The following is a 19,221-nucleotide window of genomic DNA, read 5'->3' as shown; positions in this document are numbered from 1 at the left end:
TCCTGCAACTGGTCTTACCGTAAACTAATTGTAAATAAAATAAACAAATATGTTGACCATTTGCGTACTCCACAATATCATTTGTAAGCGCTTACAAAACACATTTACAAATGTAAGCGCTTACAACACAAAAATACATAGATCGTAAAACAATTAATCTGACAATAATCTGTTGAAACCGGGGTTCAGTTATGAACATTGAAACAACGCACATTACACGTTTACTTGCCGCTATCTCTTTAGTTACGTTAGCTGGCTGTGGTGGCGACTCTGCCACTAAATCAAATTTTGAAAATGTAGATGCCTCTGAACCAGTATCAGATTGGCAAATGGTTTGGAGCGACGAGTTTGAAGGCTCAGCCATTGATACAAACAAATGGAACTATGAATTAAACTGCAATGGCGGTGGTAACAACGAGAAACAGTGTTACACCGACAGCGAGCAAAATGCATTTATTGCAGACGGTGTGTTAAACATTGTTGCCCTACCCGCTGAAGAAGGTGCAGAAAAACCTTATACTTCAGCACGCTTAAATACGCGTTACAACGCTGACTTTACGTATGGTCGCTTTGAAGTGCGCGCCAAACTTCCATCAGGGCAAGGTAGCTGGCCAGCATTTTGGATGCTGCCAACAGATGAAGTTTATGGCACTTGGCCTCGTTCTGGCGAAATAGATGTTTTAGAATCAGTAAATCTTAAAACACCGGATGAAGACGGTGGAATAGAGTCAAGCATCCACGGCACACTTCATTACGGACGCGCGTGGCCAGATAACAGCTCTACGGGCAAAGAATTTAAATTCCCTGAAAATACTAACCCGGCAGATGATTTCCACACGTATGCTGTTGAATGGCAAGAAGGTGAAATTCGCTGGTACGTAGACGGTTACCTTTATGCAACTCAGCGTCAATCAGAAGTTCGTACTAATGCAAGTGACGAGGCTGTAGGTCTAAAACACCGTGGCTGGTTTGCAGAATATTTTGAGCAAGGTTCTGGCGAGCTTGAAACTCACTGGGATAGCGCACCATTTGATAAAGACTTTCACTTATTGCTAAACCTAGCAGTAGGCGGCGACTGGCCTGAAAACGTTAATAATCTAGGTATAGATGCTAGCGCATTTGAAAACGGCCAAACCTTTGCTATTGATTACGTACGTGTTTATCAATGTGCATCAAACCCTGAAACAGGTAAAGGCTGTGAAACTATTCGCCCGGGTTACAATAGCCTAGACGATGCATTGCTTGAAGGCGATGCACCAATTCCTAGCCCACCTTCGACAGGCATTGCAACACCACTGACTATTTTTGGTGAGTCATTTAATCCAAATTGGCCTGCATGGGATTGTTGTGGAGGATCTACTCCCGCAATTATTGCAGATGAAACCCAAGGTGATGTAGTTGAATTTGTAGTAGGTGCAGAACCCACTGTAATGGGCTTTATTAGCCGTGAGATTTTTATTACTGACGAAGCAGGAAAAGCCAGCCCGTTTGATGCTTCTCCAATGTTGGATGAAGGTTACGTTCGTTTTAAAATGAAAGTAACAAATGCACCAGGCACTGCTGATGCAGCTTGGCTTGTAAAACTTGAAAGTAATGAAGGTTCTAGCGCATTAGAAATGCCGATTACAGATAGCATTGAAGGCGTAAGTCCTGTTGTTGGCCAATGGCAAACTTATACATTTTTATTAAAAGATCTAGATGCTGCAAATTTAGATATTAGTGCAATTGATGTGATCATGGTGTTTCCAGCATGGGGCGCAGGTGAAGGCGCTGTTTATTTAATTGACGATGTTGAGATTACTCAAGATAACTTAGGCGTATCACCTGAGCTTACTATTTTTACTGATGAGCAAAATCTAGCATGGCCAATGTGGGATTGTTGTGGTGGCTCAACCCCTGTTGAAGCTATGGATGATGAAGAGCATGGTTTAACCGCAGAATTTAGCATTGGTGCAGAGCCTACTGTAATGGGCTTTAATAGCCGCACATCGTCAGGTGGCGCAGGTGAATCGTTTGATGCTAGTAGCATTTTAGATGAAGGCGTTATTCAATTTGATTTAAAAGTAACGTCTGCACCGAGTGACCCAACTACACCGTGGTTGTTTAAAGTTGAGTCAAACGAAGGTGACTCTGCAGTAGAGCTTGAATTAACGGCAAGTGTTGAAGGCGTAGCGCCAGTTACTGGCGAGTGGCAAACATATACGTTTAAGCTGTCTGATCTTGCAGCTGCTGGCTTAGATGTAAGTACTATAGATGTACTAATGATTTCCCCAGCGTGGGGTGCAGGTGAAGGCTCTGTTTACCGTGTAGATAACGTTAAGATTTATAATCCAAATGCAGCGCCAGCTGCAACGGGTGAGCTTACTGTATTTAAAGATGCAGCTGCCGATCAGTGGAGTATTTGGGATTGTTGTGGTGGCTCTACACCAACAACAGAAACCGATGATGACGCGCATGGCGCAGTAGCGCAATTTAGCATTGGTTCTACTGCTACAGTAATGGGCTTTATTGCTGATGAAGACGTATCGTTCGATGCCTCTGCAATACTTGAAAATGGTGTAGTTCAATTTGATATGAAAGTTGTATCAGCCCCTTCAGATATTGACGCACAATGGCTATTTAAAATTGAATCAATTGGTACATCGAGTGCCGTAGAGCTTGCTTTATCAAGCAGTGTTGAAGGCCAAGTACCTGTAACGGGCGAATGGCAAACATACACCTTCCCTCTTCAGCAATTATTTGATGCCGGCTTAGACATTAGCGCATTAAACGTAATTATGGTTTTTCCTAGCTGGGACATGGGCGATGGCGCGCTTTACCGTATAGACAACGTGATTATTGCAAATCCATAAAACACACACCAATAGGCGCTTAGCGCCTATTGCTACACAACAACATTTTATAAAGCAGAGCTATTATGAACACATTCAATTTTAAAAAGAGCCAACTTGCGGCTTCTGTGTCTCTCATCATTGCTGCAAGCACATTAAACACAGCTATTGCGGCAGAAGCAGAAACAAGCGTTTCATCTGATGTAGAAGTTATTGAAGTAAAAGGTATTCGTGGTTCACTTATTCGTTCTATGGATATGAAACGCGACTCTTCTGGCATTGTAGATGCCATTTCATCTGAAGAAATGGGTAAATTCCCAGATACCAACTTAGCAGAATCATTACAACGTATTACCGGCGTATCGGTGAGCCGTGCAAACGGTGAAGGTAGCCAAATTACAGTACGTGGTTTTGGCCCTGAGTTTAACTTAATTACCTTAAATGGCCGCCAAATGCCGGGCACAGGTTATACACGTTCGTATAACCTTGAAAACATCGCCTCTGAAGGTGTAAGTGCCCTTGAAGTATTTAAAACAGCACGTGCAGACGTGCCAAGCGGTGGCTTAGGTGCAACGGTAAATATTTCTACTGCACGCCCTTTTCAAAAGCCGGGTCAGAACTTTTCAGCAACCGTTAAAGCAAATCACGACTCGTCAAACGAAGCTGGCGATGACGTAACACCAGAGTTTTCTACTGTTTACAGCAATACTTTTGTAGATGACACTTTTGGTTTTGGTTTTTCGTTTTCTCACCAAGAGCGTGACTTTCAAAAACAAAGTGCCAATATTCAAGGCTGGCAAGCAAACGTAGACCTACCTGATTTAGATAGCAGCAACGTTGTTGATAACCGTACAGATACATCAGGTAACTACTACTTCCCTAAAGACATGAACTACGCTATTGAAGACGTAGAACGTGAACGCACAAACGGACAAGTTACTTTTCAGTTTGCACCGGTAGATAGCTTTGTAGCCACATTGGATTATACAGCAAGTAAAGCAGTTACAGGTTCACAGAGTATCGGTTGGGGTATTTGGAACGACTTTGGTAGCAATATTAACGGCTACGAGCTTGATGAAAATGGCACAGCTGTTTACGCCGATATTAGCGGTAACGATGCATCATTCACATCTACTAAAGGCACTACAGAAGTAAAAGCGCACTCTATTGGGTTAAACCTTGATTGGGAAATTAACGATACGTGGCACGTAGAGCTTGATTACCACGACTCTAAAAATGAGACTGACAACGGCGCCGATGACGGGCTAGGCAGTATCGGCCAAGTGATTTTGGGCTCAGACCAGCTTGCTAATAAAATTTACGATTACCGCACAGGCGATATTCCAAGTGCTCAAGTTAACTGGTTAAATGGCACAAGCGAACTAACACCGGGCGAAATTGACTCAAACTTTAGTCAGTTTACACACTCGCCAGGTGAGTCGAACATTGAACAGTTACAACTACATACTACGTGGTACAACGAAAGTTATGACATTGGTTTAGTTAAGGTTAAATTTGGCGCATCACGTACTGAGCAAAACACCGGCGGTTACACTGCATGGAGTGGTTTAGTAGGTGGTCCAGGTTTTAACCCATCTTACACAGAAATATTCCCAGATAGCATGTTTACTCGCCACGATACCTCGGGCCTTTTAGACCAATTTGCTGGCGGTGGTAGCGACTTACAACCTAATTACTACTACACGTATGACTTTGATGAAGCCGTAGCACGTCAAATTGCATATTTAACAGCTGATGTAACAGGCGGCGATGCATACGCCGCCAATGCCTATATGGATGGTATTGACAGCGAAAGCTACGTAGAAGAAATCACTAATAGCTTTTATGTTCAATCAAGCTGGGAATTTGACGTAAGTAACTACTACGTAAAAGTAAATGCAGGCCTACGCTATGAGCAAACAGACGTAACCAGTACTGTACGTCAACGCGTTGAAGATCAAGTTAATTGGATCAGCGCTTCAGAGTGGATCATGCAATACGCTGCTGGCGGCGATGATAACTTCTTAGAGCAACAAGGTGATTACGATGTTTTACTGCCTTCAATCGACGTAAGTGTTGATTTAACTGAAGACGTAGTAGCCCGCGTATCTTGGGGTAAAACAATGTCGCGTGCACCACTAGGTAATTTAGCCGGTGGCCGTAGTTTAACAGGCAGCCCAAAACCAGGTTCTCGTACAGGTAGCCAAGGTAATACAAGCTTACTGCCTTTTGAATCAACAAACCTTGATTTATCACTTGAGTATTACTACGCAGAAGGCAGCTACGCGTCTGTTGGTTACTTTAAAAAAGACGTTGATAACTTTATTCAAACCACCATTACGCAAACTACTATTGATGGCCTATACGATATTTTAAACGGCCCTCGTTACTTACAAGCCGTAAGTGATATTGAATCACGTGGCGAGCAAGCAACAACCGATGCTATTTTTGCACAAATGATTGCTAGCGGTTACGGCAATGCAAATGGCGTTATTGAACCAAACAGCGATGATCCGCTAATTACCTGGAATATTAGCCAGCCACAAAATACCGACAGTAAATCGGTAGATGGTTTTGAAGTTGCCGTTCAGCACTTAATTGGTGAAACCGGTTTTGGTGTTGGTGTTAACGCGACGTTTGTAGATGGCGACGTTGAATTTGATAGCGAAAGTCTTGATCAACAGGCACCGCTTACAGGTTTGAGTGACTCAGCTAACTTTCAAGGCTTTTACGAAAAAGATGGCTTATCGGTTAAAATTACTTACGCATGGCGCGACTCATACCTAATTGGTGTAGGCCAAGCACAAGGCTCAGCTGATGCACCTCCGCAATATGCTAAAGCCTATGGCCAATGGGATATGAGCGTTAACTACGATGTAAACGAAAACGTAACGGTATTTTTTGATGGCATAAACTTAAACAATGCAACCGAAGAAGGTTACGGACGTTACGAAGAGCAGTTCTTATTTGCTAATCAATACGGTCCTCGTTACTCAATTGGTGCTCGTTACACGTTCTAAAGCATCCCTTAGTTAGAATAGTTAAGCCGCTCGTTACAACGAGCGGCTTTTTTTATAACGCTTTTATTTGCTCAAGGAACACATTAGTTGTCCTATCAACAAAAACCTTGTTAGGAATAATTACTTTATCTATTCCTATTAAAACGTTGCAATGGCTGGTTTAAGTATTCACCTTTCATTAAATTACCCTAACTCATTGAGATGGTCGCAAACGATGAGAAATTCGAGGAAATAAAAAAGGCGTAATTTGCACTTCTAAAAGAACCTTTAAAATAGCTGAGAAAAGTATTAACACTAAAAATTACAATTTAGTTGTTCCGTACAACCTGCACCCAAATACAAACTGCGAAAAGCTAAGTGTCTTACTTTATTTGCTTCAATAGTTAACGTGATATCCGTGGGGATTTGAGTAAAAATTTTATGCTTACGTAAACTCACCAAAAATTAAAGAGATAAAAAATCCAATACTGCACGATTTACTTGCTCAGCTTGATCGACTGTTAAAAAATGTCCCGCATCTTGAACCTGTATAGTTTGAACTTTTTTCAGCATTTTATTTGCCCTCTCAAGACTATCTTGATTGTTCATTATGTCATTATCACCAATCATAACTAGTGTAGGCTGAGTAATTTGTTGGAGCTGCTGATCTGAAAATGGTCGCATTTCGGTAATTAAACCTGGTACAGGATTATCATCAAGTGCTGCCACATATTGATCCAAGTAAATAGAGTTAATCAAGTGCACTTTGGTAGACAAAGTTTTTAAGCTCTCTTGAACCTCATCGCGTACAGGGTTTAACGTAAACAAAATACTCGACAATAAGTCACCGCTTAGCTCAATCCAACCGAACGTTTGCGCAGGGCTAAGCAACACCAAAGCTTGAATGCGCGACATTTCATTATTTGATTCTGCTAGTGCAATAGCAGTCGCCTGCCAACCTCCCCGCGAGGCACCAACTAGATTTATCGAGTCCAATTGCAATAGATCAAATAATTCTTGATACCAACTTACCACTTGAGTCATTCCTGAAATATCGGTATCAGCAAGTGAGCCTCCAGAACCAAGTAAATCGTCAATGGCATAAACCCGATAGTGTTCGGCTAATGCCGCTATATTAGGGTACCACATAGCTGAGTTCGCTTGCATACCATGCAATAGAACAACAGCCTCAGCATCTTCTGGCCCTGCTACAATAACCCGAGCCTGACCAAGTGAGGTAGGAATACTAAGCTCGCGATAAGCTACAGGCCACAAACTTAAAGCACGACGATAAAGCTGCTCATTAGATAATGTTTTAGCCGATAGCTTTTGTAACTTAACGTTCTCTATATGACGTTCAGGTATCAAATAAGCCTGTTGCTCAGGTGCCACTGTTACTTTATCGTCAAACCAATCGCACCCAACCAGTAATGTCAGAGTGGTAAGTATCGCAAACGTGCCTTTCCAGATTTTCATCTACATTCCTGTATATAAGATGCATTAGTATTTTTAGTATGAGGGAGAGTTTGGCCCTGCCTATTTACTTGTATTAAAATCATAATTCGTTATGTTACTTTTAATGTCTCAATCCTATCTAAAAATTAGCCTCGACTCGATTGTTTAGTGGTTTTCTAAGCTAAACATCCATCTTAATTTAAAAAATAAGATAATACTTCTAAATTTGTTTTTTAGCCTGGGTATTTGTCTTTTATTGCTTGGTTGCTCTCATCTAATCAATTAAATATGCCATTGTTGCTATTAAACCTGAATTACACGCATGAAAATAACTGCAGTGATGCAGGCTTGGTGCTTATTAATAATTTCAAATGTTATGCGAGTAAATTTTTACAATTACTCACATTAGTTCGCCAATGTGTAATTCGGCGGCTACTAATCACACCATGCGCATAACCCAGTAAAATAATCTTTAGCATTACCGAAGGCGGATACGCAGCAGCGCCCGTTTTGTCGTTGTTATACCACGCGTCAAATCCTGACAAGTCGATTTTATTTTCGACAATATAACAAAGGGCATATTCAAATGTGCCTGGCATAATTTGCTCAGCGAAATTGATAGGAATGAATTTATTTTGACAGGATAAGTCAGGCTTAACTTCTCACCCAAAGAAAGTGCCATAACGGTTTACCATAGGTGAATAATATCTATTAGATCACAGCGAATAGATGGATTAAAGGTTAAAAAACAATCAAGCAAATATAGTAAGATACGTTCCTAAAAAGAGTAATTCTACAGCCTCAACGCCCTGTTTACAGGCAATAAAATAGTTGGTTAAAATTAGCGAGCCAACTGTTTTTTGTCCTTGTTTAACAGCTTATATGGGCATTAATTCAAGTCTATTTCAGGATGTTCTTTAATCCCGTACATTTTTTCCATTATTTTTAAATAAAAATCTAAAGGGAGCATCTTCATCTCTTCACGACGTTTATCTACATTAGTCTCATCTTCTATAGGGCTAAACACAACTTTACCTTCAGTCACGTTAGCTTGAGTACCATAGATTTGTTTCTTTCCTTGTGCAATAAGAACTCTATCAGTTAAAAGGGCAACTTGTTGTCCGCTAACACCTTCGCCATTCAAATATGATTGTTTTAAATAAGGAAGCATTTTTTCTTTAAATGCAACATCAGGTGAATGCTGGATGACTAAAAATGCGGCACCAACTCCCTCAACCCCGACTAAATCCTTTGTAACCCATGAATGCTTTTTGATGATAGTTTTAAGTCTTACTGTATTACTATTATCTATTTTTATCATTTTTTCTAGGAGTTCTTTAGGTGGGTTTTGCCACCCTATCTCACCTATTTTGTTTCGAATATGTTGATCTTCGACCTCCATTTCAATTAGTTCTTTTGCAGAGGAAGGTTAACTTCAGCAAAAGAATAAAAAGGTATTATCAACAGTAATAATAGGTAACGTATCAATTGAACTCTCCTTGTACATATAACGCCCCAAGCAGGGGGTTTTTGAGCGTTTTGCAGTGAGTAAAATTCCCGCTAACTTGGCTTGTTAGGTTGTTGTTTTACGACAAACACTATTGAGCCTCGATGCTGTGATAGTCGGCTGATTTTTCGTAACAATTGACACATACAACAGACATTTTATTAAATGCTCGAAACTTCTCAGTCATACCATCTTCCTCTTCAAACTCCGCTTCACATTTAGAACACCAAGCTTGGAGATCATTAGGTTCGCTTGAGTTCTCAATAAAGCCTACGCGCTCACCTTCAGGCTTCAACAAATGGCAACATACAACGGAAGCAACTCTCTTCCCATGTTCGCCACAATCAACATACATTGGTTCAATCTCGGTGCTCATCTGCAACCTAACGCCCATATTAATAGGCAAAAATGGTTGGCTAAAATAAGTGAACGTAGTGAACAAAAAGCCAACTGTTTTTTGTCCTTGTTGAATTGCTTATATGGCAATTACTCAACACAAAAAGAGCTTGAGTTTACCGAAATAACATCACCAGACTGCATTTCTATTTTAAACGTATTACCATCTTGGCTAATTGTATTTACAGATGCTGATTGTCCCCAAAGGCTTTCATTTGGAATACATACATTTGTACAATCGCTAAACTTAATTACGATATTTTCTAGATGCAATTTAAAGCTTACAAGCGTTAAAGCATTTACCCAATCAAATTCAATATTGATTAGAGTTGCATCATGTAAATTTAAATCTGCAAAATTAGCCATAATCGCCTTGCCATATAACGAGCCTGTAGATTAACTCGCTTTTTATTTGTTTTTATTTGTTTTTATTGATTAATAAACCATAACTGAGTTCCTATTTTGGTTCAATCTATTACTGTACTTTTGCGTAACATATAAAGACGTGTTTGATATTGTTTTAATTGGCGTTTTGGAAGGGATTAAGGGTGCTTGAGTAGCTTTAATTTAGGTTAAAAGGGCTTCCCCTTCTTAATCTATCGTATTTTGCAGCTTTTCTATATTATGAACAAGGTAATACAGTTGCCGCACAATAAATTAAAGGCATTCACTTTCACCAGGCCCCCGTAAGGTCAATTTATTCATGCCTTAAATCACTGTAATATTCCGCTCTTTATTTGAAGTAAAGCAGGCTCAATACGGTCAAGTCATTTGTCTTTCTTTAATAAACAGCTGTTGTCGACCAATTGGTCTGTCTATTTTTACTTTCATTTTGTCTACATAACTCAGCTTTTTGCGTGATTCATTATTTATAAACACTAAAGGCAAAAAGAAAGACCTGAGCCAAATTATTAAGGATGTACTTAACATTTTTCTTAAGTACTTAACTATGACATCCGTGTAGGTAACAAAGGGGCATCTTCCCTAGAAAAAACCAAAGGTCAGCGCACTATAAGTAATATTTTATATACATACATTAAGGTTTCTTTATCACGTAAACTTTAATCAGAGTAATTAATTTTATAGTACTATATTTTGTAAGCTCCAAAATATACAGTTTCTTTTATTGCACCCATTTTACTATAATTGTTTTTCTAAAGTGATATCTAAAAACCTAAACCCACCTGTAGGTAACTGAACATTAATCTTCCCATTTGTGATTTTAAACTCATCCCCTGACAAAATATCTTTAATTTTTTTAGGCGATATAGTGTTAAAGGTTACCTCAGCTAGTGCTGTTTGTGGATTAATATAACCGCCGTCAATCAAGGTTAAACGTAAATTAGTAGGGGATGTTTGCGCAACAACCCAGGCAACATTTCCTTTAACGGTAATTGGTAATAACGCTGATTTCTCTTTAATACTTTTTTCTATCGTTTTATAAAACTCTTTTGCTGAAAAATGTTGTTTTCCATCTGCAGAAACATACTCCCTACCGTCAGTTAAGTACTCTTGCATAATGTTTTTATAAATAGGGTGTAAATGATCAACTAAAGCACCTCTAGCTGCTTTATCATCAGCGAATACGCCCTTTTGTGGTGGTGTAATTAACACTAAACCGTTTGGGTATTGAGGTAAGAAACCCAAACGCCTTTCTTTAACACCTGCGGCATAACGTGAAAAATCCCACTCAGTCACAGGAGCTCCAGGCCATGAGCCATTTAGTCGGCTGAATACCATTGGATTTTCATCTTCGACCTTTTGATCATACAGCGACGTTGTTTTAACATTATTCCCTTCATCTAAATAATGGTTATCTGGTGGCAACATGCCAATATTTACAGGTGAATAGCTTAAAATTTCATTAGGTTTAGGTATGTACAACGCGCCTTTGCCAATTAAATCCCAAAAGGTTTTCATGTGTGTTTGGTCAACAGGAAAATTATTAATATAAGTCGCGCCATTGGCTGCACTATAGATGTACTGTCGCAGAGCATGATTAGGCAACATTTGATGCGAATTTTGTCTTAATCGATCATAACTTGTGTTATCTCGAGCTAAACGCGCTCCCCAATTGTTAACCGAACCACTAGCCCACAAACCGACTCTACCGGCAATGCTTAATTCCATCGATTTATCAGTAGTTTCTTCCATTGCAGGTACAAAAACATCGGCGAATTCACCGGAAATTAGCCTTGACCACCCTTTTTTATAAACCATTGATTGCCAGAACGTGTGCTTGTTCCTTAAAAACAAGTTGCCGTTGAGTTTTTGTGCCGCCTCCGCTAAAGGAAACATAAAATCTTCTAACATTATTTCAAAATCTTTATCGTAGTGAGCCACTTCAGGAAAAATTAAAACAGATTTTTTCCCATTGGCTACTTTTAAGGTTTTAATATGAGTATCTAAACTACGGTAGTATGGATCGTTACCATGACCGCCCCAATAGGCTGCACCAACATCACCGCTATAGAGTTGTTTGGCTTTTTCTAATATTTCTGCTTGCGATAAATCATATTTTTTTCTTCGGTCACGTTTATTTTGATAAACCTTGTTCGGTATTGCAGAACGATCCCAATTTTCAGTACCCAGATTGCCTGAATCAAGAAATATAGGGCTATCGTATTCATTCGTGATGTGTTTAACCACTTTCTTTGATGTCTTATTTATATCAGACATTAAATATACAGGTAATGGTTTATGTTTATATGTCGTTTCTTGGTAATGCGTTAACTGCTGGTTTACCTTGTCAATATTATTCAAAATAGCAGCAATTTTCCCAGGAGGATTTAAGTTTTTAAATTGATTATCCCATCCTTTTTTCGCAATATCTAAAACGTGAATGCTGCTACCACCACTTTGACTACTGGCTAAAATAATTTTATTTGTTGCAGGGTCTTTCCACATATCGTTATACGAATACTTTCCTGTAACCACATTAGTTTTAGTTTTAGCTTTTTTCATAGTGGCAGGAATAATAGTTAAACTATTACCGTAAAGGATAAATATACTTTTTTCACCTTGATATTCAACTAGTTCGGTTTGAGCTATTCGATAACCAAACTTACCGAATATAGGTGATATTGTTTTTAATGGAATAACGGTTTCAGACTTTGTTTTAGGATCATATAAGGCGATGCTTTGGTTTTTCATTTTAGTGCTGCCCAAAAGCACCTCTTGATTTGCGTCGTCATCAATATCTACTACACGTATATCACCAATGGGTGAGCGCATCGCTTTTAATGGGTCAGCAATAAATGGCTTATCTGCGAGTGGTTTAAATAAATATATAGCGCCAGATCCTTGCATTGAATTAACAACACCTAGCACCGCTAAAACATCACTACCGTCGGCTTGTTTAAGTGCTCTTAAAAAGTTGATTGAGTGACGTTTCGCTGGTTGAGAGCGCGCCTGAGGGTTATCTTTGGTTGCTTTGTTTGGGCGCGATTTTTCAATTGAATAAGTTGAAGATGCAATGGTTTTTATTAACTTACCTTGAGTGTCTAAATAATAAAAATTATTATCAAAACCACCGGCGACCACATATGAAGTATTATCTTTTTTTATAGCGGTAACAGAGTACATAGGTGCATCATTAATTTTAAATGACCATTTCAATTTACCTTTGTCGGATAAACAATACACATGACCATCTGCATTAGCGGTCAATATTTCATCATTACCATCACCGGTAATATCTTGTGTCCAAACATCATGGTTCATAAAACCAGACAATTTATTTTCCCATAAAACTTTACCGTCATAATCTACTGCAAATAAAGTCCCCTCGTAACTTGAGCCTACGATGTATGAGCCAGATTTGCGATTAGCTGATCTCACTTTACTAATAGTGTATGGGGTTTCAATACTATACAACGCAGGCGTTACATCAGACCCTAATCTACTAGGACTAGCGGTAGTGCAACCGCTTGTTAGCAATACACATAATACAAGGTATGACATTTTTTTGATTATAGTTTTCATTTTTATCCCTGAATTAAGTATTTACTCAAACATTTGATATTTCTATTATGCGGAAGGATTAAACAAGAGAACCACTTTAATTACTATAATTAAATAGACAAAGCCGAGTCACTAAATTTACTTTTGGACTAAGCGTTCATCTTTTTACTGAACTAGACTGCCACCCTAATGAAATATACAAAACGGTGCCATTAAATTTAATTTTAGATTAATAATTTATCTTTTATCGGCGGGTTATTTCATTTCATCCATTAAATAAGTCATTAGCGCTCTTACTACAAAACAAGACTGTTGTGATCAACTAATTCCGGACAGTGGGTTAAGTTTGTCTTCTGCTACAGCAGGGGCAAGCATTCGATTATAGCTATATGGCCCGCGCCAGTTATAGTAATTCATCAAATAACGTTACCCATAAAGAAAAAAGCACTCTATAAGAGTGCTTTAATTTAAGTTTTCAATCAGGCTATTCGTCTAGCCAATCTATGGCTGCGGTAGCATTTTCAAAGTATTGAACCTCACCCGATATAAACCAGTTACCTATTTTTGCCATTCGAGCTTGCCACTCTTTATTGCCGTAAATAGCTACTTTTTTAAATTCTTTAGAGTGCTTAACACCTAACTTGAGGTCATCCCACGCTGCGCGTAGTTCCCAGCCTTCAAGTTCGCTGCCATCTATTAAAACATTTACTACAGGATGATTAACTTCGCTAAGTGCTGAATTTATCATTGGGGTAATTATTTTATAGTCGTCATGAGTAAGTGTACCAACGGCTTTAAGTTTTAAAAAAAACTCTCGTCCTGCACGTTCAAGACCAATAGATAAACCATGTGTTGTGTGTACCATTGCCACTCTCCTTAAATAGTAAGTAACAAAAATACACCTTCTAAAGTTAATTAGTCCTGAACTAAATCAATAAATAGTCCTGAACTGGATCAATAAATAGTCCTGAACTGGATCAATAAATAGTCCTGAACTGGATCAATAAATAGTCCTGAACTAGATCAATAAACAATCTCAAATAAACGACTCAATTATGCGTTTTGTACACGAGATATCTGGTTTTCTACATCAGTTAAATGGCCCGTTTTAAGCCATACTTTTGCACCATTACTTCCCGCTTTAACGTTAACAGAGCTATTAATAGGCACTCTTAACCAACTATTTTTTACAAGGGTATCGGCTTGTTCATCAAATGAGCCTTCAAGTACTAGCAGCTCTGCTCCACCTTTTGCGTTTATAACCATGCAGGCGCTGGGCTTAAAGTGCAACAAGCTTACGTCTTCAAAATCGTCTTTGTATAAAGGGGTTACGGCTACATTTTTAAAACTAGGGTGCGCCGTACTTTGCATCAAGTCTGTTTGTAAACGCACGTGGGTTCGATCATCTGGCTGAAACTGCCATAACTTTACAAATATAACGCAGCCATTTTCAGACCCCGGTTTGTGCTTTGATTGCGGTGGGTTACGGATATAAGAACCTGCCACAAAGTCACCATGTTCATCTTGAAATACCCCTTCAAGCACAACAAACTCTTCACCGCCTGTATGAACATGCGGCGAAAATTCACTGCCAGGTGCATAACGAACAATAGTCGTTGCGCGAGCAACTTCGTCGCCCACACGGTCCAGTGCTCGTCTATCAACACCCGCCATTGGCGATGCAACCCACGGTAGCGTTTCGCTATGTACCACAACTCGTTTACTAAAATCGGCAGCAATTTTCATATTTGGCTCCTAACCGTAACTCCACTTAAATTTTAAACTAACAACCTAATTAAGCCGCAACACTTGGGCGTTTTGCTACTTTTTCTTGCCATGCAACTAAATGGGTTAACTCACTCGGGATTGCTATTTGTGCAAATCCAGCAAATACCAAACCAGCATACAATGTAATATCAGCAATACTAAACTGCTCACCACCAACAAATGCTGATTGCGCTAATACATCATTAAAATAGCTAAACCCTTGGCGTGCCTTTTCACCTTGTTTTTCACCCCACGCTACGTTTTGATACGTTTCTAGCTCTGGGCCTAAGCCATCAGTTGCATGATGAAAGTAAGTTGCCACAGCGTCAAGCACCATAGATTCTGCGCGCTTTTGCATCATATTAATTACTGCACGCTCTTTTGCGGTTTCACCCATTAACGATGGACCTTCAAACGCGGTATCAATGTACTCAGTAATAGCGGTACTTTCAGATATAAACGTACCGTCATCCAGCTCTAAAACGGGTACGCTTGCTAATGGGTTTTTAGCTAAAAAAGCATCTGTTCTATGTTCACCATTTAGTAAATCTACAGGCACAAACTCAACATGTGCAGTGGCATTTTTTTCAGCTAAAGCAATACGAACACGAAGTGGATTTGGAAAGTTTTCTACATCATAAATTTTCATAGCAATCTCTATCTTTATTGTTTAAAAGTGAATTAATGGCAGCAACCTACCTACCGGTAGGTAATTTATAGTATTAAACTAAATTTAAGTCAACGTTTAAATTTTTCTGATTTATAGGATTTAACTTAATTCATAATAAAATTAGGGGGTTGCTTAAAAATAAAAACGCTTGTAAATAACTACCTACTGGTCGATAATTTTGCTATTCCAATTGCATTAAATAAGTGATCTATTATTGCGCTAAGAAAATAGCGCAATAACAAGGCGAAAATTATGACATCTAGTTATTCTATATGAATAATTTTTAACGCAGTTAGTGAGTTGTTTAATGCGATACAATGATCATGTTTTAATAAAATTGGTATTACTGCAGATAGGAAAATATTAAAAGTGAGTAAAAAAGAAGCGTTATTAAAAGCAGCTGAAAACAAGGTGCGCCTTGGCGGGTACAGTAATTTTAGTTTTAGAGAGCTCGCAAGCGAAGTTGGAATTAAGAGCGCCAGTGTGCACTATCACTTTCCGACTAAGGCCGATTTAGGTGCTGAGCTTGCTCATCAATATACTAATTCTTTTTTAGCTGCGTTAGGCGAGCCAAACGAGCTTAAAGCAAGCGGTAAAAATCCTATTGATGTGTACACTCAGCTTTTTAGAAGTGCATTAGTAACCGATCGTAAAATGTGTTTATGTGGTTTGCTAGGAGCCGAAAGCGATAGCCTTCCAGATAAAGTACGCCTTGAAGTAAAACGCTTTTTTAATCAAAATTTAACATGGCTTAGCGCTGCGCATTTAGCTAATGGTGAACTCAACCCTACTAAAGCGGCTATTCAAACAGTGAGCTTGCTTGAGGGTGCTATGATGATAAGCAAAACGCTCGACGATAACAGTTACTTTGAACTTGCAACTCAGTAATACCTAAATTTAGTACACAAAAAAAGCGAGCTATTCATTATGAATAGCTCGCTTTTTTAATGCTTGAAATAACTTATGTGATTATTATTAAACCGCTGTTGGTTTAACTTTATGCTTAGAGTGCACAATAGCTAAAACAATTAAGCCAATCACTGTTACTACAGCGCCAATAGGTTTACCTAAATCACTTGATAAGTTAAGACCAATTGCGGCAGTACCAATATAAGAAACCGTTACCGCAGTTGCTATAACAGCAGGAACACTGGCAATCCAATGGAATGTACCACGGTCAAACAGGTACTTAGTGGCAAGCCATAATACGCTTGTAGAAAGCAGCATGTTTGAAAATGCAAAGTAGCGCCAAATTAATGAGAAATCGAGCTTCGTCATAAAGTACGCTATAGCAAGTATAGGCACCGCTACTAATAAACGGTTACGTAAACTTTGCGGAATATTAAACGCATCAACAACGGTTAAACGTAATGAGCGGAACGCTGTATCACCAGAAGTAATTGGGAAAACGGCTACTGCAATAATTGCCATTATACCGCCAAATACACCTAAGTAACTGTTAGCTACATGGTTAACAACTAAACCTGGACCACCTTGATCAAGCAATGCTTTTAAGCCCGCGTAACCATCTGGGAACGCTGCAATACCAGCAAGTGCCCATACACAACCTACAATACCTTCACACATCATTGCGCCGTAGTAAACTGGACGTACGTATTTTTCGTTAGTTAAACAGCGCGCAATAATTGGCGCTTGAGTAGAGTGAAAACCACTAATAGCACCACAGGTAATTGTTATAAATAACAATGGCCATGTTGGTAGTCCATCTGGATTTGGCTCTAAAAAGTCATGAGCGTGATCAGCTTCAAAGTAAGCTAAAAAGTCACTTGGTACCGGTAAGTGCGGCGCATTAATAAGTAATGAAATAGCAATTGCCACTGTCATTACAATCATTAGCGCACCAAAAATTGGGTAAAACTTAGTAATGATTTTATCAATTGGTAGCAAGGTAGCTAAAAAGTAATACGCTAAAATAGCGAGTACCCAAAAGGTATTATTTGCCAGTATTGTACCTTCAAAAAAATCAAGGTTACTTAGCAAACCTGCAGGGCTCATAATAAATACTACACCTACAAAAAACAGTAGCATGGCAGTAAATACAAGCATAAAGCCTTTAAATACGACGTTGTAATAATGGCCTGCGATTTCTGGTAGGCTTTTACCGTCTTCTTTTATACTCATTACACCTGAGAAGAAGTCGTGTACAGCGCCACCTAAAACATTACCAAGTACAATCCATACTAGTGCAACTGGTCCGTATAAAGCACCTAAAATTGGGCCAAATATTGGACCTACGCCAGCAATGTTTAAAAACTGAATTAAAAATGCTCGTACAGGGTGAATAGCTACGTAATCAACACCTTCGCTAAAGCGTTTTTGTGGTGTGTCAGCAGTTGAATCCAAACCGGCTTGTTTTTCAACAAATGGGCTGTAAAACTTATAGCCCAGTATTAAAATAGTGAGGCAGATAAAAAAGATGATCATAAAGCACGTTTCTCTTTTTGTATTTTAGTTATAGAGCGCATTGTGTGTCGCCCCGCCTTTTCAATCCGTGAATAATCGACGAACAATAACAAAGCTTCAACCCTCAAACAATAAGACGTTTAGCTAATACAATAATCGATATAAGCCACTATTTACGCAACCTGCACACTTAACGCTCCACATTGAATATTTATTACACACGTCTTATTTTGGGCACAAAAAAAGCGGTTAAACTTTTACGTTATAACCGCTTTCACACACAATGTTTTTTAAAGTGGGTTCATAAACTCACTAATTTGTTGATGCGTTAAAGTAGGTGTTGCGCCAGAACTTTCGGCGACCATTGCTCCAACGGCACATGCAAAGTCAACGGCATATTGCGCGTCGTCGTTGCTACAAAGCTGATAAATTAACGAACCTAAAAACGAATCCCCTGCGCCAACAGTGTCAATTACGCTAATTAAATAACCTGAATTATAAAAATTCTCGCCTTTGATTGTTAATAAAGCACCGTGGCTACCTTTGGTTACGCATAAGTAATCGGTATTTGTTTGCTGTGCTATAAACGCTAAATTTTGTTCAAGCGAATGAAACTTACAACCCATCGATTTTGCTATTTCGTATAGCTCTTCATCGTTTAATTTAATAAAATCTGCTTTATTCATTAAGTCTACAAGTGTTTCTAGCTTGTAATGCGGTGCACGTAGGTTTACGTCAAATACTTTAAAGTTTGCTACATCAACTAGTTGATTTAATGTTGCTAAAGACGCTTCGCTTCGCCCAATTAAGCTGCCAAATACAAATACATCGCTACTTTTAACTTTACTAAGTAACTCATCAGTAAGCGCTATATTATCCCACGCAGTGTCTGCCACTATTTCATAACTTGCTGAGCCACCACTGTCGAGTGCTACCTCAACCGTGCTAGTTTTTTTGTCACTATTAATAGCAATGTATTCGCAGCTTACGCCTTTGCTAGTAATTTCGCCAAGTAACTCAGCGCCTAACTCGTCGTTACCTACTGCACTTATCATGTCGGCTTTAATGCCTAGTGAGTTAATACGCACACACATATTAAGTGGCGCGCCACCTAGGCGTTTACCTGAATCAAAACAATCCCACAGCACTTCGCCAAAGCAGCTAACACTTACGTTTTCGCCTGATTTATGATTAATTAAAATGCTCATA

13 protein-coding genes and 1 pseudogene are annotated in these 19,221 nt (G+C 39.0%); 3 read left to right on the top strand and 11 right to left on the bottom strand.

Annotation, left to right across the window (positions count from 1 at the left end; all coding sequences use genetic code 11):
• Positions 1–191: 191 nt before the first annotated feature.
• Together I6F45_RS17585 and I6F45_RS17580 are read left to right on the top strand one after the other, a co-directional pair.
• A complete protein-coding gene (locus tag I6F45_RS17585; protein WP_197161424.1) occupies positions 192–2,852 on the top strand; it encodes a glycoside hydrolase family 16 protein in 2,661 nt (886 codons plus the stop codon).
• Between the two features lie 65 nt (positions 2,853–2,917).
• Positions 2,918–5,851 (top strand): TonB-dependent receptor, encoded by a 2,934-nt coding sequence (locus I6F45_RS17580; protein ID WP_197161423.1) that lies wholly within the window; start codon positions 2,918–2,920, stop codon positions 5,849–5,851.
• Between the two features lie 444 nt (positions 5,852–6,295).
• On the opposite strand, the gene I6F45_RS17575 is transcribed toward I6F45_RS17580, so the two are convergent.
• The 9 genes and pseudogenes from I6F45_RS17575 to I6F45_RS17535 form a co-directional block, all read right to left on the bottom strand.
• On the bottom strand, positions 6,296–7,306 hold the full coding sequence (locus I6F45_RS17575; RefSeq protein WP_166420374.1) for an alpha/beta fold hydrolase: 1,011 nt from the start codon (positions 7,304–7,306) through the stop codon (positions 6,296–6,298).
• A gap of 401 nt (positions 7,307–7,707) precedes the next feature.
• Positions 7,708–7,911, bottom strand: a pseudogene (locus I6F45_RS17570) (transposase); the annotation flags it as partial.
• Positions 7,912–8,174: 263 nt separating this feature from the next.
• Positions 8,175–8,687 carry a DUF6624 domain-containing protein gene (locus tag I6F45_RS17565; RefSeq protein WP_231609695.1) on the bottom strand — a complete coding sequence of 171 codons (513 nt, stop codon included), beginning with the start codon at positions 8,685–8,687 and terminating at the stop codon, positions 8,175–8,177.
• 196 nt (positions 8,688–8,883) lie between these two features.
• Positions 8,884–9,168 (bottom strand): hypothetical protein, encoded by a 285-nt coding sequence (locus I6F45_RS17560; RefSeq protein ID WP_197161420.1) that lies wholly within the window; start codon positions 9,166–9,168, stop codon positions 8,884–8,886.
• Positions 9,169–9,278: 110 nt separating this feature from the next.
• Positions 9,279–9,554 (bottom strand): hypothetical protein, encoded by a 276-nt coding sequence (locus tag I6F45_RS17555; protein WP_197161418.1) that lies wholly within the window; start codon positions 9,552–9,554, stop codon positions 9,279–9,281.
• Between the two features lie 774 nt (positions 9,555–10,328).
• On the bottom strand, positions 10,329–13,172 hold the full coding sequence (locus I6F45_RS17550) for a PQQ-binding-like beta-propeller repeat protein (protein WP_197161416.1): 2,844 nt from the start codon (positions 13,170–13,172) through the stop codon (positions 10,329–10,331).
• 463 nt (positions 13,173–13,635) lie between these two features.
• Positions 13,636–14,016 (bottom strand): STAS/SEC14 domain-containing protein, encoded by a 381-nt coding sequence (locus I6F45_RS17545; protein WP_197142678.1) that lies wholly within the window; start codon positions 14,014–14,016, stop codon positions 13,636–13,638.
• A 188-nt stretch (positions 14,017–14,204) separates the two neighbouring features.
• Positions 14,205–14,897: a cupin domain-containing protein gene (locus I6F45_RS17540; protein WP_197142676.1), complete on the bottom strand. Its 693-nt coding sequence runs from the start codon at positions 14,895–14,897 to the stop codon at positions 14,205–14,207.
• Between the two features lie 49 nt (positions 14,898–14,946).
• On the bottom strand, positions 14,947–15,567 hold the full coding sequence (locus I6F45_RS17535; RefSeq protein ID WP_197142673.1) for a glutathione S-transferase family protein: 621 nt from the start codon (positions 15,565–15,567) through the stop codon (positions 14,947–14,949).
• A gap of 390 nt (positions 15,568–15,957) precedes the next feature.
• On the opposite strand from I6F45_RS17535, the gene I6F45_RS17530 reads away from it, so the two are divergent.
• Complete coding sequence (locus I6F45_RS17530) at positions 15,958–16,476, top strand: TetR/AcrR family transcriptional regulator (RefSeq protein ID WP_101163235.1); 519 nt, start codon at positions 15,958–15,960, stop codon at positions 16,474–16,476.
• A gap of 87 nt (positions 16,477–16,563) precedes the next feature.
• On the opposite strand, the gene I6F45_RS17525 is transcribed toward I6F45_RS17530, so the two are convergent.
• Together I6F45_RS17525 and I6F45_RS17520 are read right to left on the bottom strand one after the other, a co-directional pair.
• Positions 16,564–18,033: a carbon starvation CstA family protein gene (locus tag I6F45_RS17525; protein ID WP_004334688.1), complete on the bottom strand. Its 1,470-nt coding sequence runs from the start codon at positions 18,031–18,033 to the stop codon at positions 16,564–16,566.
• A 269-nt stretch (positions 18,034–18,302) separates the two neighbouring features.
• A complete protein-coding gene (locus I6F45_RS17520; RefSeq protein ID WP_197142669.1) occupies positions 18,303–19,220 on the bottom strand; it encodes a carbohydrate kinase family protein in 918 nt (305 codons plus the stop codon).
• Position 19,221: the final 1 nt, after the last annotated feature.

The sequence above is a fragment of the Pseudoalteromonas sp. SWYJZ19 genome, assembly GCF_015864375.1.
Lineage (GTDB): Bacteria > Pseudomonadota > Gammaproteobacteria > Enterobacterales > Alteromonadaceae > Pseudoalteromonas > Pseudoalteromonas arctica.
The sequence above is the reverse complement of the archived record's forward strand: the minus strand, read 5'-3'. Positions and strand labels throughout refer to the sequence as shown.

Excerpts from the sequence above, each read along its gene's own strand:
- I6F45_RS17585 (WP_197161424.1), top strand. The coding sequence starts at position 192 with ATGAACATTGAAACAACGCACATTACACGTTTACTTGCCGCTATCTCT.
- I6F45_RS17580 (WP_197161423.1), top strand. The coding sequence starts at position 2,918 with ATGAACACATTCAATTTTAAAAAGAGCCAACTTGCGGCTTCTGTGTCT.
- I6F45_RS17575 (WP_166420374.1), bottom strand. The coding sequence starts at position 7,306 with ATGAAAATCTGGAAAGGCACGTTTGCGATACTTACCACTCTGACATTA.
- I6F45_RS17565 (WP_231609695.1), bottom strand. The coding sequence starts at position 8,687 with ATGGAGGTCGAAGATCAACATATTCGAAACAAAATAGGTGAGATAGGG.
- I6F45_RS17560 (WP_197161420.1), bottom strand. The coding sequence starts at position 9,168 with ATGAGCACCGAGATTGAACCAATGTATGTTGATTGTGGCGAACATGGG.
- I6F45_RS17555 (WP_197161418.1), bottom strand. The coding sequence starts at position 9,554 with ATGGCTAATTTTGCAGATTTAAATTTACATGATGCAACTCTAATCAAT.
- I6F45_RS17550 (WP_197161416.1), bottom strand. The coding sequence starts at position 13,172 with ATGAAAACTATAATCAAAAAAATGTCATACCTTGTATTATGTGTATTG.
- I6F45_RS17545 (WP_197142678.1), bottom strand. The coding sequence starts at position 14,016 with ATGGTACACACAACACATGGTTTATCTATTGGTCTTGAACGTGCAGGA.
- I6F45_RS17540 (WP_197142676.1), bottom strand. The coding sequence starts at position 14,897 with ATGAAAATTGCTGCCGATTTTAGTAAACGAGTTGTGGTACATAGCGAA.
- I6F45_RS17535 (WP_197142673.1), bottom strand. The coding sequence starts at position 15,567 with ATGAAAATTTATGATGTAGAAAACTTTCCAAATCCACTTCGTGTTCGT.
- I6F45_RS17525 (WP_004334688.1), bottom strand. The coding sequence starts at position 18,033 with ATGATCATCTTTTTTATCTGCCTCACTATTTTAATACTGGGCTATAAG.
- I6F45_RS17520 (WP_197142669.1), bottom strand. The coding sequence starts at position 19,220 with ATGAGCATTTTAATTAATCATAAATCAGGCGAAAACGTAAGTGTTAGC.